General features: G+C 68.9%; 13 protein-coding genes. 7 read left to right on the forward strand and 6 right to left on the reverse strand.

Annotated elements, in window-relative coordinates:
* Window positions 1-40: 40 nt before the first annotated feature.
* Window positions 41-2,344 (forward strand): bifunctional salicylyl-CoA 5-hydroxylase/oxidoreductase, encoded by a 2,304-nt coding sequence (locus ACFHNC_RS07400; RefSeq protein ID WP_437168582.1) that lies wholly within the window; start codon window positions 41-43, stop codon window positions 2,342-2,344.
* A gap of 390 nt (window positions 2,345-2,734) precedes the next feature.
* A complete protein-coding gene (locus tag ACFHNC_RS07405) occupies window positions 2,735-3,118 on the forward strand; it encodes a hypothetical protein (protein WP_437168583.1) in 384 nt (127 codons plus the stop codon).
* 25 nt (window positions 3,119-3,143) lie between these two features.
* Here ACFHNC_RS07405 and ACFHNC_RS07410 read toward each other — a convergent pair whose 3' ends face one another.
* The 6 genes from ACFHNC_RS07410 to ACFHNC_RS07435 are packed head-to-tail and all read right to left on the reverse strand — an operon-like array spanning window position 3,144 to window position 8,542.
* Entirely contained in the window at window positions 3,144-3,860 is a 717-nt protein-coding gene (locus ACFHNC_RS07410) for an ABC transporter ATP-binding protein (protein ID WP_437168584.1), read from the reverse strand.
* Entirely contained in the window at window positions 3,854-4,627 is a 774-nt protein-coding gene (locus ACFHNC_RS07415) for an ABC transporter ATP-binding protein (RefSeq protein WP_437168585.1), read from the reverse strand. The genes ACFHNC_RS07410 and ACFHNC_RS07415 overlap by 7 nt, the downstream gene beginning before the upstream one ends.
* Window positions 4,620-5,558, reverse strand: coding sequence for a branched-chain amino acid ABC transporter permease (locus ACFHNC_RS07420; RefSeq protein WP_437168586.1), 939 nt, complete (start codon window positions 5,556-5,558; stop codon window positions 4,620-4,622). The genes ACFHNC_RS07415 and ACFHNC_RS07420 overlap by 8 nt, the downstream gene beginning before the upstream one ends.
* A gap of 8 nt (window positions 5,559-5,566) precedes the next feature.
* Window positions 5,567-6,490 (reverse strand): branched-chain amino acid ABC transporter permease, encoded by a 924-nt coding sequence (locus tag ACFHNC_RS07425; protein ID WP_437168587.1) that lies wholly within the window; start codon window positions 6,488-6,490, stop codon window positions 5,567-5,569.
* Between the two features lie 13 nt (window positions 6,491-6,503).
* A complete protein-coding gene (locus ACFHNC_RS07430; RefSeq protein ID WP_437168588.1) occupies window positions 6,504-7,697 on the reverse strand; it encodes an ABC transporter substrate-binding protein in 1,194 nt (397 codons plus the stop codon).
* A gap of 38 nt (window positions 7,698-7,735) precedes the next feature.
* Window positions 7,736-8,542, reverse strand: coding sequence for an alpha/beta hydrolase (locus ACFHNC_RS07435; protein ID WP_437168589.1), 807 nt, complete (start codon window positions 8,540-8,542; stop codon window positions 7,736-7,738).
* 79 nt (window positions 8,543-8,621) lie between these two features.
* Here ACFHNC_RS07435 and ACFHNC_RS07440 point away from each other — a divergent pair, with 79 nt between their 5' ends.
* The 5 genes from ACFHNC_RS07440 to ACFHNC_RS07460 all read left to right on the forward strand — a co-directional run bounded on the left by ACFHNC_RS07440 (window position 8,622) and on the right by ACFHNC_RS07460 (window position 14,252).
* Window positions 8,622-9,188 (forward strand): nucleoside 2-deoxyribosyltransferase, encoded by a 567-nt coding sequence (locus tag ACFHNC_RS07440; protein ID WP_437168590.1) that lies wholly within the window; start codon window positions 8,622-8,624, stop codon window positions 9,186-9,188.
* Window positions 9,189-9,253: 65 nt separating this feature from the next.
* Window positions 9,254-10,957, forward strand: coding sequence for a gamma-glutamyltransferase family protein (locus ACFHNC_RS07445; protein WP_437168591.1), 1,704 nt, complete (start codon window positions 9,254-9,256; stop codon window positions 10,955-10,957).
* Complete coding sequence (locus tag ACFHNC_RS07450) at window positions 10,954-11,697, forward strand: DUF1194 domain-containing protein (protein ID WP_437168592.1); 744 nt, start codon at window positions 10,954-10,956, stop codon at window positions 11,695-11,697. The genes ACFHNC_RS07445 and ACFHNC_RS07450 overlap by 4 nt, the downstream gene beginning before the upstream one ends.
* 78 nt (window positions 11,698-11,775) lie before the next feature.
* On the forward strand, window positions 11,776-13,284 hold the full coding sequence (locus tag ACFHNC_RS07455) for a circularly permuted type 2 ATP-grasp protein (RefSeq protein WP_437168593.1): 1,509 nt from the start codon (window positions 11,776-11,778) through the stop codon (window positions 13,282-13,284).
* A gap of 5 nt (window positions 13,285-13,289) precedes the next feature.
* A complete protein-coding gene (locus ACFHNC_RS07460; protein WP_437168594.1) occupies window positions 13,290-14,252 on the forward strand; it encodes an alpha-E domain-containing protein in 963 nt (320 codons plus the stop codon).
* Window positions 14,253-14,264 lie beyond the last annotated feature (12 nt).

Below are 14,264 nucleotides of genomic sequence, written 5' to 3' on the forward strand. Positions count from 1 at the left end.
TGAAGCCTAAACTATTGCGGATAGTGGCCAGGAGGCGCGTATGCGGATCGCGGTGATCGGTGGCGGCCCGGCGGGCCTATACTTCGCCATCCTGATGAAGCGGGACTTCCCGCAATCGCGCATCACCGTAGTGGAGCGCAACCAGGCGGAGGACACCTTCGGCTTCGGCGTGGTGTTCAGCGACGCGACGCTGGATGCCTTCAAGCAGGCGGATGAGCCGAGCTACCGCGCCATCACCGAAAGTTTTGCGTACTGGGACGACATCGCCATTGTCGCCAAGGGCCAGGAACACCGCGTCGGCGGCAACGGTTTTTGCGGCTGTTCGCGTCGCACCCTGCTGATGCTGCTCGCCGAACGCGCGCGCGAAGTGGGCGTCGAGCTCGAATTCCGACGCGAAGCCTCGCCGGAGGATTTCCCGGATGCCGATCTGATCGTCGCCGCGGATGGCATCAATTCCCCGATCCGAGAACGCTTCGCGGACCACTTCCAGCCCGAGGTCGACCTGCGCCCCAACCGCTTCGCCTGGATGGGCAGCACGCGTCCCTTCGACGCCTTCACCTTCTTCTTCAAGGACACGCCGCACGGCATCTTCATCGCCCATTGCTACCAGTACGAGGCCGGGGCCAGCACCTGGGTGCTGGAGACGGACCCGGAGACGTTTGCGCGCGCCGGGCTGGAGGGCATGGAGGAAACCGCCAGCGCCGCTTTCCTCGAAACCGTCTTCGCCGACGAATTGCAGGGCCACCGCCTGATCACCAACCGCAGCCAGTGGCGCCGCTTCCCCACCATCAAATGCGCCCGCTGGGTGCGCGGCAATGTGGTGCTGCTGGGCGATGCCAAGGCCAGCGCGCATTTCTCCATCGGCTCCGGCACCAAGCTCGCGATGGAAGACGCCATCGCGCTACACCAGGCCTTCCTGGCGGAAAGCAACGTGGCCAGCGCGCTGCACGCCTTCGAGACGGGGCGGCGGGAGGATGTGGAGAAGACGCAGCACGCGGCCAATGTCTCCCTCGTCTGGTTCGAGCATGTGAAGCGTTTCTGGGACTTCTCCCCCACCCGCTTCGCCTTCGGCGTGATGACGCGGAGCAAGGCCATCACCTGGGACAATCTGGCGCTGCGCGCGCCGGAATTCGTCGCGGAGACGCAGCGCGCGGTGGCGGAGGAGGTGGGCGGCAGCCCGCGCAACCCGCCGATGTTCCAGCCACTGGCGCTGCGCGACATGAAGCTGGCGAACCGCGTGGTGGTCTCGCCCATGTGCATGTATTCCGCCGAGAACGGCGTGCCCGGCGATTTCCACCTGGTGCATTACGGCGCGCGCGCCGTGGGCGGCGCCGGGCTGGTCTTTACCGAGATGACCTGCATCTCGCCTGAATCCCGCATCACCCCGGGCTGCACCGGGCTGTGGAACGACGCGCAGCAGGCGGCCTGGACCCGCATCGTCGGCCTGGTTCATGCGACTTCGGCGGCGAAGATCTGCCTCCAACTCGGCCATGCCGGCCGCAAGGGTGCGACCAGGCTGATGTGGGAAGGCATGGACCAGCCGCTGGAAGCCGGCGCTTGGCCGATCGTTTCCGCCAGCGCCATCCCCTATTACCCGCATAGCCAGACACCGCGCGAAATGACGCGCGAGGACATGGATGCCGTCACAGCCGAATTCACAGCCGCCGCGCAGCGCGGGCTGGCCTGTGGCTTCGACATGCTGGAACTGCATTGCGCGCACGGCTACCTGCTGGCCAGTTTCCTCTCCCCGCTGACCAACACACGCACCGACGAGTATGGTGGCCCCGTCGAGAACCGCCTGCGCTACCCGCTCGAAATCTTCGCCGCGTTGCGTGCTGTGTGGCCGGCTGGGAAGCCGATGTCGGTGCGCATTTCCGCCACCGACTGGGCCGAGGGCGGGCTTTTGGATGCGGATTGCCTGGCAATCGCACGCGCCTTCGTTGCTGCCGGCGTCGATCTGGTGGATGTCTCGACCGGCCAGACGGTGGCCGATGCCAGCCCGGTCTATGGCCGCATGTTCCAACTGCCCTGGGCGGACATGATCCGCAACGAGGCCGGCGTGGCCGTCATGTGCGTGGGCAACATCACCAGCGCGGACCAGGTGAACACGATCATCGCCGCAGGCCGCGCCGATCTGGTGGCGCTGGGCCGGCCGCATCTGACCGACCCGTTCTTCACCCTGCACGCCGCCGCGCAATATGGCGTGCGGGACGTCGCCTGCCCGCCGCAATACCGCTGGGGCCAGGATGCCGCCCTGCGCAATGGAGCGAAGGACCAGGCGGAGCTGCGCGAGCTGAAGCTGAAGGCGCGTCCTGCGAGCCATGCGCCGCGGGCGGCGGAATAGCGCCACCCGCGAGGGACACCCGCCTCTCGCGGCGCCTGACCAGGACCGGCACGGTCCCGGCCGGGCGTGCTGCACGAACTGGGCATCCAGAGGGGTCACGAGGGTCTCGTCGCCTGCCTCCTGTTGCATGGCGACGGCGCCGGATTCGATCTCGGCATTCTCGCCCCAGCCCACGGCGCGGGGGGCACATGTCCTGCGCGAAGGCACCCTGAGGCGGAGCTCATGTCTGCGATCTGCGCGCTCCGGCGGGTTGCGGCGGCTGATGGTGGCGGAGTTCGGCGGGCGGGGATGAGGGTGGCACAGGCCCTGCCGATCGGCGCCATCGGGAGCGCCTGCTGGACCGGACCTGAATCGTCACCGATGATCTTTCGCAGAGAGAGAGGATATTATATGCAACCGCAGCGGTTCTTAGCCCTGGCTATCACCCTGGCGGCCCTGGCCACCGCCGTGCCTGCGCAGGCGCAGGAGCCGCGATCCATTTGCGGCGGCATGCTTCACCTGGGCAATGGCCATAGTGAGCGGCGGGCCACGCCCGCGGGGACCGAGGTGACCTATCATGCGGATCTGCTGAACCGCCGCTATCAGCCGACGGCGGTCCGGATCATGATGTTCAGCGTGCCTGGCAACCTCCCCGTGGTCAGCACGGGCGGCGGCGCGGTGCATTCCAACCTTCGATGGACCTCGATCCGCGTCGTGACGATCCGGCTGCAGGGCGATGCCGCGGCGCCGAGCGTTGACAGCATCCTCAGCAATGTCCGGTGGCTTTGCGCCTGATCTTCCGGCCGCATCGGCAAGGCAGCTACAGATGCAGGTAGCTGTCCCGCACCTCCGGCGCCGCCTCCAGCTCCGCGCTGGTGCCGGTCCAGACCGTGCGACCCTTTTCGATCACCACATGCCGGTCGGCGAGGCGGGAGACGGCGGCGAGGTTCTTGTCGATCAGCAGGATCGATTGCCCCTCCGCCTTCAGCCGCGCCAGCACGGCCCAGATTTCGGTGCGGATCAGCGGTGCCAGGCCTTCCGTGGCTTCGTCCAGGATCAGCAGGCGCGGGTTCGTCATCAGCGCGCGGCCGATCGCGACCATCTGCTGCTCGCCGCCCGATAGCTTGGCGCCCGTATTGCGGCGGCGTTCGCGCAGGCGGGGGAACATCTCGTACACCGCCTGAAGCGTCCAGCGCGGCGGGCCCGCGGTGCGGTGCGCTGCGGTGGCAAGCAGATTCTCCTCCACCGTCAGCGTCGGGAAGACCTGCCGGCCTTCCGGAACCAGGCCCAGCCCCTGGCGCGCCACGCGATGCGGCGGCAGGCCGGCGACGGCGCGGTTGTCCACCACCACCTCCCCACCCCAGATGCGGCCGCCGACGCTGGGCAGCATGCCCATGATGGCGCGGATGGTGGTGGTCTTGCCCATGCCGTTGCGGCCGAGCAGCGTCACCACCTGGCCCGGCGCGAGGTCCAGATCCACGCCGAACAGCACCTGGCTGCCGCCATAGCCGGCGGTGAGATTCTCCAGCCTCAGCATGGGGCGCCCGCCAAGGGCAATTCGTCCTCGCCCAGATAGGCGGCGCGGACCTCGGCGTTGTGGCGGATGGCGTCAGGGCCGCCGGTGGCGATCAGGCGGCCATAGACCAGGACGGAGATGCGGTCGGCCAAAGCGAAGACCGCCTGCATGTCGTGTTCCACCAGCATGATGGTGTAGCGGCCGCGGAAGGAGCGCAGCAATCCGACCAGGCGCTCCGTCTCCTCCGGCCCCGCACCGGCCAGCGGTTCGTCCAGCAGCAGAAGGCGGGGTTTGGTGGCGAGTGCGATGGCGAGTTCGAGCTGGCGCTTCTCCCCGTGGCTCATCGCGCCCGCGGGCATCGCGGCGCGATGGGCGAGGCCCACGGAGTCCAGCGCCGCCAGCGCCGCCTCATTCAGCCGCCGCTCGCTACCGGCGGGGCGGAAGAAACGGAAGGAGGTGCCGTCGCCCGCCTGCACCGCCAGTGCCGTATTCTCCAGCGCCGTGAAGTCGGGGATGATGGAGGTGATCTGGAAGGATCGTGCCAAGCCGAGCCGCGCGCGGCGGTGCAGGGACAGGCGGGTAATGTCCTGACCGTCGAACAGGATGCGGCCCTCATCCACCGGCAGCACGCCGCTGATCTCGTTGATCAGCGTGGTCTTGCCGGCGCCGTTCGGACCGATGATGGCGTGGATCTCGCCGGGCAGGACATCCAGCGAGACGTCATTCGTCACCGCCAGCCCGCCGAAGCGTTTCTTCAGCCTGTGAAGGGACAGCAGCGCCTCAGCCACGGCGCAGCATCCGTCCGACCTGCGCCGGAATGCCGGACAGGCCGCCGGGCAGGAATAGCACGGCCAAGATCAGCAGCACGCCGAACAGGATGCGCCAATGCTCCCATTGGTGGGACAGCCACTCCTCCAGCAGCACGAAGCCGATCGCGCCCAGCAGCGCACCATGCAGCCCGGACAGGCCGCCGAGGATCACCATGAACAGCAGCTCGCCGGAGCGTTGCCAGGAGATATAGGCGGGGGCGACGAATTCCGTCGCATTGGCGAACAGGAACCCCGCCGCACCGCCCAGGGCGCCGGCAATGACATAGGCGGTCAGCCGGTAGGGGTAGGGCGAGAAGCCCAACGCCTGCGCCCGCATCGGATTGCCGCGCACGGCCCGCAACACGCGGCCGAAGCGGGACGCCAGCAGCATGCGGCAGAGCAGCCAGGTGAAGGTCAGCGCGCCGAGGCAGACGAAGTGGAACACCAGCCGGTCATCCAGCAGCCGCGCGCCATTCACCTCGGTCCGTGCGTACAGCGTGTAGCCATCATCGCCGCCATAGCCGGACAGCGAGCTGGCGGTGAAGAACGCCATCTGGCCGAAGGCCAGCGTGATCATGATAAAATTCACGCCGCTGGTGCGGATGGCGACCGCGCCCGTCACCAGCGCGAAGCCGGCGGCGGCGAGGATGGCAGCCGGCAGCACGAACAGCGCATCGACCACCTGCAAGTCGTCCAGGATCACCACCGCATAGGCGCCGAAGCCCAGCGTCGCCGCATGGCCGAGGGAAACCAGCCCGGCCCCCGCCACGATGAAGGAGAGTGAGACGGCGGCCGTCGCCAGGATCATCATGCGCGCCAGCAGCGTCAGCATGTAGCCCTCGCCGAAGCCGAGGAAGGGCGCCGCGGCCAGGCCGCCCAGCAGCAGCAATGCCGGCAGTTCGCGCGCCAAGCCGCGCATCAGGCGGCGCGCACGGGAAACAGGCCGGCGGGCCGAAATGCCAGGATCGCCGCCATGGCGATGTAGATCAGCATCGAGGCCAGCGCCGCCCCAACCTGCCGCGCAGAGGATGGGTCGAGAAACAGGCGCATCAGATCCGGCATCATCGTCCGCCCCAGCGTCTCCACCGTGCCGACCAGCAGCGCCGCGACGAAGGCGCCGCGGACGGAGCCGATGCCGCCGATGACGATGACGACGAAGGCGAGGATCAGCAGGTTGTCGCCCATTCCCGGTTCCACCGACAGGATCGGCGCCGCCATCACCCCGGCGAAGCCCGCCAGCATGGCGCCGAAGCCGAACACCACCATGAACAGCCGGCGGATATCGATGCCGAGTGCGGCGACCATCGGCGCATTGGTGGCGCCGGCACGGATCAGCATGCCGACCTTGGTGCGCTCCACCAGCCACCACAGCAGCGCCGCCGTGGCCAGACCGCCGGCGATGATCGCCAAGCGGTAGTGGGGATACAGCAGCCCATCCATGATCGGGAAGCCGCCGGTCAGCGCGTCGGGCATCGGCACCTGCAAGGGCGCCGAGCCGAACAGCAGCTTCACCCCGTCGTTCAGGATCAGGATGACGCCGAAGGTGGCCAGCACCTGCGCCATGTGGTCGCGGTCATACAGATGCCGGAACACCAGGAATTCCAGCACGATACCCACCACCAGCGCCGCTGGCAGCGCCAAGGCGAGCGCTGCCCAGAAGCTGCCGGTCTGCGCCGCAAAATAGGCGGCGAGATAGGCGCCCACCATGTACTGCACGCCATGCGCCAGGTTGATGAAATCCATCACCCCGAACACCAGCGTCAGCCCCGCGGCAATCAGGAACAGCAGGATGCCGAGCTGCAGCCCGTTCAGGCCCTGGACGAGCAGCAGAGTCAGCGACATCCCGCCGGTATCCTCAGGCGGCCGGCATGCGGCACTGCGCCGCGAAGGGGTCCGTGACGTTGTCATAGACCTTGCGGACATGCTCGGTCTGGAACTTGCCATCGGCGCGGCGCGCGACCTTGGCCAGCCAGAAATCCTGCACCGGGAAGTGGTTGGCGCCGAAGGCGAAATTGCCGCGCACGCTGCGGAAATCCGCCGCCTTGATGGCCGCCCGCAGCGCGGCCTTGTCGGCCAGGTTGCCGCCGGTCTTGCCCACTGCGCTGCCCAGTAGCATCGCCGCGTCATAGGCGTGCGCGGCGTAGCTGGCGGGGACGTAGTTGTACGCGCCCTCGAAGTCGCGGACGAAGCGGGCGTTCTGCTCGTTCGGCAAGGTCGGCGTCCAGCTCGTGCCGGTCTGGAAATCCAGCGCCGCCTCGCCCTGCGCGGGCAGCGACGCCTCGTCCACCGTGAAGGCGGACAGGAACGGGATGTTGGCGAGCCCCGCCTGGCGGTACTGCCGCACGATGGCGACGCCCAGTCCGCCCGGCATGAAGGTGAAGATCGCATCCGGCCGGGCGGCGGCGATGCGCGCCAGCTCGGCGGAGAAATCCATCTGGGTCAGCGGCGTGAACATCTCGTCCACCACCGTGCCCTTGTATTCGGATTTGAAGCCCGCCACTGCGTCGCGCCCCGCCTGGTAGTTCGGCGCCAGCAGCATGACGCGGCCATAGCCCGCATCCTGCGCCGCCTTGCCCATCACCGCGTGGTTCTGGTCATTCACATAGGAGGTGGCGAAGAAGAACGGGTTGCAGCCGCGGCCGGCGAAGGGGGAGGGGCCGGCATTGGTGGAGATCAGGAAGGTCTGGTTGTCCGTCACCGGGCGCATGATCGCGGCCAGGATGTTGGAGAACACCACGCCGACCACGAAATCCACCCGGTCGCGTTCCAGCGCGGCGCGCACCTTGGTGACGGCGGCATCCGGGCGCAGCTCGTCATCGATCAGCAGAACCTCCGTCGCGCGACCGCCGAGCTTGCCGTCCAGATGGCGCATGCCGAGCTGGAAACCATCCCGCAGATGCGTGCCCAGCGTCGCCGCGGGGCCGGTGGCGAGTGCGACCAGCCCGATCTTGATCGGCGCCGCCTGCGCGCGCGCCACCAGCGGCGAGGCCAAACCGATGCCAGCAGCGAGGCCCAGCGCATGGCGCCGGCCGAATTGGATGTTCATCATTTTCCCTCCGTCTCCCGAGATATTTTAGGCTTCAAGCATCACGCCGTGGCAAGCGTTTTTGCGCGCGCCACCATGGCGCTGTCCGGCTCGGCCAGTGGGGCGAGGATGGTGAAGTGGTCCGCGCCCGCCTCCTCCGCCCAGCTTCCACCCCAGGCCTGCGCCATGTCACGGCTCTGGCGGATGAATTCAGGACTTTCGGCGCCGCCGACGATGCAGTGCAGCGTGCCCGCCGGGCTCGGTAGGAAGCGCGGCGACAGGCGACGGGCCTCGGCGCGGTCCAGCTTCAGCCCGACGCCGATGCTGGTATGGCGCAGCGGGTCCAGCTCGAACACGCCGGAGATCGGCATGGCGGCATGGACCAGCCCGGGCGGCAGCGCCGGGTCCAGCGCCGGCCAGTCAGTCGCCAGCAGCATCGCCGCCAGATGCCCGCCGGCCGAATGCCCGCTGGCCATCAGGCGGCGACCGTGGCTGCGGTACAGCATGGCCGCCGCCGCGCGCATCTGGTCCACGATGCTGGCCAGCGTCACCCCGGGGCACAGATCATAGGAAGGGATCGCCACCGCCACGCCGCGCAAATTCAGCCCGCGCGCGCAGTGGGAGACACTCTCCCGCGCCTGCGCCTGCCAATAGCCGCCATGGATGAACAGCGCGATCGGTGCCTCCTGCGCCCCGTCCTCCGGCCAGAACAGATCCAGCCGCTCCCGCTCCCGCACCCCATAGGGCAGGTCGAGCTCGGCGCGCGGGCAGGCTTCGCGCCAGGCGGCGGCGTCGCGCACCCAGCCGGCGAGAATCCGCGGGTGGTCCGGCACCCGGGCGCGGCAATTGTATTCGGCTTCGAGGTCCATCACGCGCCATTGCACGCGGCCTTGGCCCAGCCGGCAAGCCCCGCTCCGCAAACCGGTCCGGATCGGGCATAGAGGGACGATGAAAGTCTACCTCGCCGGCCCCGAAGTCTTCCTGCCCGATGCCGCGGCCATCGCCGCGCAGAAGAAGCAGCTATGCGCGCAGCATGGGATGGAGGGCGTGTTCCCCACTGACCCTCGGCCCGATACGGATGCCACGCTGGAACGCTGGTACGCCATCTACCTTGGCAATGAGGCCGATCTGCGCGGTTGCGATGCGCTGGTCGCCAACCTCACCCCCTTCCGCGGCCCCTCCGCCGACCCTGGTACGGTGTACGAGCTGGGCTTCGTGCGCGCCCTCGGCCGCTCGGTGCTTGGCTACACCAACGATTCGACGGACTTCACCGACCGCACCCTGCACAGCCTCGGCGGCCAGCCCACCCGCAACGCCGCCGGCCGCCTGGTGGATGGCGCCGGCATGGCGATCGAGGAACACGGGCTGGCCGACAATCTGATGATCGAGGGCGGCATCCGCGCCGCCAACGGCCTGCTGGTGCGCCATGCGGTGCCGGAGGCGGCGCGCTGGTCGGACCTGCGCGGCTTCGAGGCCTGCCTGAAGGCGCTGGCCGCAATGCGGGCCAATGGTTGACAGCCCGCCCCGGCGCCATGGACCCTGCGGACAGACAGCGCACCAAACAGAATGAGGCCCATACGATGACCCAAGCCGGCCGCCCGACCATCAGCGGCACGCGCCACGCCATCAGCGCCGGGCATTATCTTGCCGCCTCAGCGGGCTTCTCCATCCTGGAAGCGGGCGGTAATGCGGTGGATGCGGGCTGCGCCGCGGGCCTGGCACTCGGCGTGCTGCAGCCGGACCTGGTCAGCGTCGCCGGGGTCGCGCCCATCCTGATCCGCAAGGCCGATGGCACGGTGGAGAGCATCGCGGGCCTCGGCCATTGGCCGCGATCGACGCCGCCGGATGTGTTCATGCGCGAGCATGGCGGGGAAATGCCGCCCGGTGTGCGCCGCATCGTGGTGCCCGCGGCGCCGGATGCCTGGATCCAGGCGCTGTCCCGCCACGGCACGATGAGCTTCGGCGAAATCGCCGCCGCCGCCATCCGCTTCGCCGGCGAGGGCTTTGCCATGTACCCGCTGCTGCGGGAGAGCATCACCAATCACGCGGACGAGTACCGCACCTGGGACCAGAACGCCGCGATCTTCCTGCCCGGCGGCCAGGTGCCGCAGCTCGGCGCCAAATTCCTGCAATCCGACCTCGCCCGCAGCCTGACCTACATGGTGGACCAGGAACGCGCCGCAGCAGGGCAGGGGCGGGAGGCTGGCCTCCAGGCGGCGCATGATGCCTTCTACAAGGGCGACCTCGCCCAGCAGATCGTGCGCTATATCCAGGCGGAGGGCGGCTTCCTCTCTGCGCAGGACATGGCCGAATACCGCAGCCGGATCGAGCCGGTGGTGGCACGCGACTGGCGCGGCCACACCCTGCTGACCTGCGGCCCCTGGTGCCAGGGCCCGGCACTGACGGAGGCGCTGCTGATCGCGGAGCGCCTCGGCCTCGATGGCCTCGCGCATAATTCCGCCGAATACATCCATGTGCTGGTGGAGGCGCTGAAGGGCGCGCTGGCGGACCGCGAATACCATTTCGGCGACCCCGCCATGGTGGATGTGCCGCTGGAGGCGCTGCTCTCCCCCGGCCACATCGCCGCCCGCGCGGCCGCCATCGACCTGAAGCGAGCGCATCCCGGCCTGCCGGAGCCGATCCTGGGCCGCGGCAATGCGCTGCCAGAGGCGACCCGCGCCGAGCTGCCGAAGGTGGAGGCGGATACCTCCTACGTCGCGGTGGTGGATCGCTGGGGCAATGCCTTCAGCGCCACCCCCTCCGACGGGTCGTGGAACGTGCCGGTGATTCCGGGCACCGGGCTGGTCGTCTCCGGCCGTGGCTCGCAGAACCGGCCGGACCCGGCGCATCCCTCGGGCGTCGCGCCGGGCAAGCGGCCGCGGCTGACGCCGAATCCGGCGATGGTGGTGACGAAGGATGGCGGCGCCATGCCCTTCGGCACGCCGGGTGGCGATGTGCAGATCCAGGCCATGCTGCAGGTCATGCTGAACATCCTGCATTTCGGCATGGAGGTGCAGGAGGCCATCGAGGCGCCCCGCGTCGCCAGCTATTCCTTCCCGTCTTCCTTCGCACCCTATGAATACTTCCCCGGCCGCCTGGCCGTGGAATCGCGCATCGCCGTGGAAGTGCGGGCGAAGCTGTCGGAGATGGGGCATGAGGTGAAGGCCTGGCCGGACATCACCTGGCTGGCCGGCAGCGTGGAGGTGGTGCTGGATGATGTGGCGGCAGGGCTGAAGCGAGCCGGCGCCGACCCGCGTCGCCCGGCCTACGCCATCGCCGTATGAGCCTGCCACGCCGCGCCCTGTTGGCCTCGCCCGCGCTGGCAGCGTGGCCGGCCGGCGCGCAGGGTGCGGCGGTGGATCTGCTTCTGGTGCTGGCGGTGGATGCCTCCGGCTCCATCGACTCCACCGAATTCGGCTTGCAGCGGGACGGGATTGCGGAGGCGCTGACCAATCCCGCCGTGCTGGCCGCCATCCAGTCTCGCCCGCTCGGCGCGATCGGCGTCGCGATGGTGGAATGGGGCACCCCGGGTGGTGCGGCGACGGTGGTGGACTGGATGCGCGTGGCCGATGCCGCCAGCGCCGAGGCCGCCGCGATCGCGATGCGCGATGCCCCGCGGTCCCGCCAATCCTACAACGCCATCGGCGATGCCATCCTGCACGCCACCGCGCTGATCGCCGCCGCGCCGTGGCCGGCAGAGCACCGTACCATTGATATCTCCGGCGACGGGCCGGATATCCGCAGCGTGATGCCGGCGGCGGCGGCGCGAGATCTCGCCGTAGCGCAGGGCATCGTGGTGAACGGCCTGGCGATCGAGGCCGCCTCCGCCTGGCGCGGCGGTCGCCTGGCGGCGCTGTATGAGCGGGATGTGATGGGCGGTCCCGGCGCCTTCGTGCTGCGGGCGGAGGACCGGCTCGATTTCGCCCGCGCCCTGCGTGCCAAGCTGATCCGGGAGGTGGCGCTGCATGCACCGGGTGCAAACGCCGCCCATGCCGCAGGCAAGGCCGGCCCCGCTGCCGGATAGCCCCGACGCGCGCCCCTTCCCAGGCGGCGCCATTTCGCCCAAGGTTTGCAACGAGACAGGGAATGCTGGACTTGCAAGGTGACTGAATCCGGGCGCGCTTTCGACGAAATGCATGAAGATGGCGCGGTGCGCCCAGCCTATGCCGGCATTGCCGCCTGGCTCCAGGCGCATGGGCTGGAGGCCCTGGCCGCGAAGCGCGCGGAGGCGGAGGCGCTGTTCCGCCGCGTCGGCATCACCTTCGCGGTCTATGGCGAGGGCGGCGACCCGGAACGGCTGATCCCCTTCGACGTCATCCCCCGCATCCTCGCCCGCAGCGAATGGAACCGCCTGTCGCTCGGCCTGACCCAGCGCGTGCGCGCGCTGAACATGTTCATGGCGGATGTGTACGGGAAGCAGGAGATCCTGGCCGCCGGCCTGGTGCCGCGCGCGCTGGTGCTGGAGAACGAGGCCTATTGCCCGCAGATGCAGGGTTTCCGCCCGCCCGGCGGCATCTACAGCCATATTTCGGGCATCGACCTGGTGCGGACCGGCGCGGATGATTTCTACGTGCTGGAGGATAATTGCCGCACCCCCTCCGGCGTCTCCTACATGCTGGAGAACCGGGAGGCGATGCTGCGGCTGTTCCCGGCGCTCTGTTCCAACCACCGCCTGGCGCCGGTCAGCCACTACCCCGAGGATCTGCTGGAGACGCTGAAGGACGCGGCACCGCCGAACTGCAAGGGTGAGCCGCGGGTTGCCATCCTCACACCCGGCCATTTCAACAGCGCCTATTACGAGCACTGCTTCCTGGCCGATGAGATGGGCGTGGAGGTGGTGGAGGGCGCCGACCTGTTCGTGCAGGACGACATCGTCTTCATGCGGACCACCGCCGGGCCGAAGCGGGTGGATGTGCTGTATCGCCGCGTCGATGACGACTACCTGGACCCGAAGGTGTTCCGGCCGGACAGCATGCTCGGCGTGCCCGGCATCTTCGCCGCCTACCGCGCCGGCAACGTCACGCTCGCCAATGCGCCTGGCGCGGGCATCGCCGACGACAAGGCGATCTACCCCTTCGTGCCGGAGATGATCCGCTTCTATCTGGGCGAGACCCCGCTGCTGCAGAACGTGCCGACCTTCCTGTGCGAGCGGGAGGAGGACCGCGCCTATGTGCTGGCCAATATCGCCGACCTCGTGGTGAAGCTGGCGCGCGGTTCTGGCGGCTACGGCATGCTGATCGGCCCGCACAGCACCGCGGAACAGCGCGCCGAATTCACCCGCCGCATCCTGGAACGGCCGGCCGACTACATCGCGCAGCCGACGCTCGCGCTGTCCACCGTGCCCTGCCTGGCGGGGGAGGAGATCGCGCCGCGCCATGTCGACCTGCGGCCCTATGTGCTGATGGGGAAGGAAGTGCGGATCGTGCCGGGCGGGCTGACGCGGGTGGCGCTGCGGGCGGGGTCGCTGGTGGTCAATTCCTCCCAGGGTGGCGGCACCAAGGATACCTGGGTGGTGGAGGACGCGCCGCGCCGGTCGCAATCGCAGAGCCAATCCCAGTCCGGCGGCGGGCGCCAGAGCCAGAGCCAATCCCAGAATGGGGAGCAGGGGTAGTGGCCATGCTCTCCCGCACCGCCGAAAGCCTGTACTGGATGGGCCGCTATACCGAGCGCGCCGGCAACCTCGCGCGCGGCATGCAGGTGGCGCTGCGCATGGCAGGCCTCGGCGAAAGCCTGGGCGTGCTGGATGAGGGTACGGGCGACAGCGCCGATGAATGGACCAGCCTTCTGGTCGCCACCGGCGCCGAACCAGGGTTCCGCGCCGAACATGCCGAGGTGACGCCGGAGGCGGTGATCGCCTGGCTGGCGGTGGCGCCGAAGAACCCCTCCTCCATCGCCAACTGCCTGGAAGCCGCCCGCAGCAATGGCCGCGCGGTGCGGACGGCGCTGACCGTGGATATGTGGGAGGCGCTGAACGACACCTGGCGCGAGATGCGCCTGCTGGCACCGACCGCGACGGATACGGATCGGCTGCCCGGCTTCCTCGACTGGGTGCGCGCCCGCACGCTGCTGTTCAACGGCGCGGCGGCCGATACCATGCTGCGCGATGATGGCTGGCGCTTCGTGCATCTGGGCGTGATGCTGGAACGCGCTGACAACACCGCGCGGCTGCTGGATGCCAAGCACACCTCGCTCGATGGACCTGGCGCGGAAGGTGCGGTGGCCTATGCCCAGTGGCAGGCGCTGCTGCGCTCGGTCTCCGCGCTGCGCTCCTACCAGTGGGTCTATCACACGCGGTTGCAGCCGAAGCTGGTCGCGGATCTGCTGATCCTGCGGCCGGAACTGCCGCGATCCCTGCTCGCCTGCCATCGCCGGGTGGACCAGGTGCTGGACCGCATCGCGGAATCAAGCGGCGGCCGCCGCGGTGAATGCCATCGTCTGGCAAACGACGCCTATGTGCGGCTGCGCGATGCGCGGATCGAGGATATCCTGGCCGGCGGGCTGCACGAATTCCTGACACAGATGATCAACCGCAACCTCGATCTCGGCCGCGAGATCGCCGATTTCTACCTGCACGCATGATGCCCAGCCGCG

Origin of the sequence: Falsiroseomonas sp. E2-1-a4, from assembly GCF_051433165.1 — a bacterium.
Classification (GTDB): Bacteria; Pseudomonadota; Alphaproteobacteria; order Acetobacterales; family Acetobacteraceae; genus Falsiroseomonas.

Coding starts and splice junctions, on each gene's coding strand:
- ACFHNC_RS07400 (WP_437168582.1), top strand. CDS start 41: ATGCGGATCGCGGTGATCGGTGGCGGCCCGGCGGGCCTATACTTCGCC.
- ACFHNC_RS07405 (WP_437168583.1), top strand. CDS start 2,735: ATGCAACCGCAGCGGTTCTTAGCCCTGGCTATCACCCTGGCGGCCCTG.
- ACFHNC_RS07410 (WP_437168584.1), bottom strand. CDS start 3,860: ATGCTGAGGCTGGAGAATCTCACCGCCGGCTATGGCGGCAGCCAGGTG.
- ACFHNC_RS07425 (WP_437168587.1), bottom strand. CDS start 6,490: ATGTCGCTGACTCTGCTGCTCGTCCAGGGCCTGAACGGGCTGCAGCTC.
- ACFHNC_RS07430 (WP_437168588.1), bottom strand. CDS start 7,697: ATGATGAACATCCAATTCGGCCGGCGCCATGCGCTGGGCCTCGCTGCT.
- ACFHNC_RS07435 (WP_437168589.1), bottom strand. CDS start 8,542: ATGGACCTCGAAGCCGAATACAATTGCCGCGCCCGGGTGCCGGACCAC.
- ACFHNC_RS07440 (WP_437168590.1), top strand. CDS start 8,622: ATGAAAGTCTACCTCGCCGGCCCCGAAGTCTTCCTGCCCGATGCCGCG.
- ACFHNC_RS07445 (WP_437168591.1), top strand. CDS start 9,254: ATGACCCAAGCCGGCCGCCCGACCATCAGCGGCACGCGCCACGCCATC.
- ACFHNC_RS07450 (WP_437168592.1), top strand. CDS start 10,954: ATGAGCCTGCCACGCCGCGCCCTGTTGGCCTCGCCCGCGCTGGCAGCG.
- ACFHNC_RS07460 (WP_437168594.1), top strand. CDS start 13,290: ATGCTCTCCCGCACCGCCGAAAGCCTGTACTGGATGGGCCGCTATACC.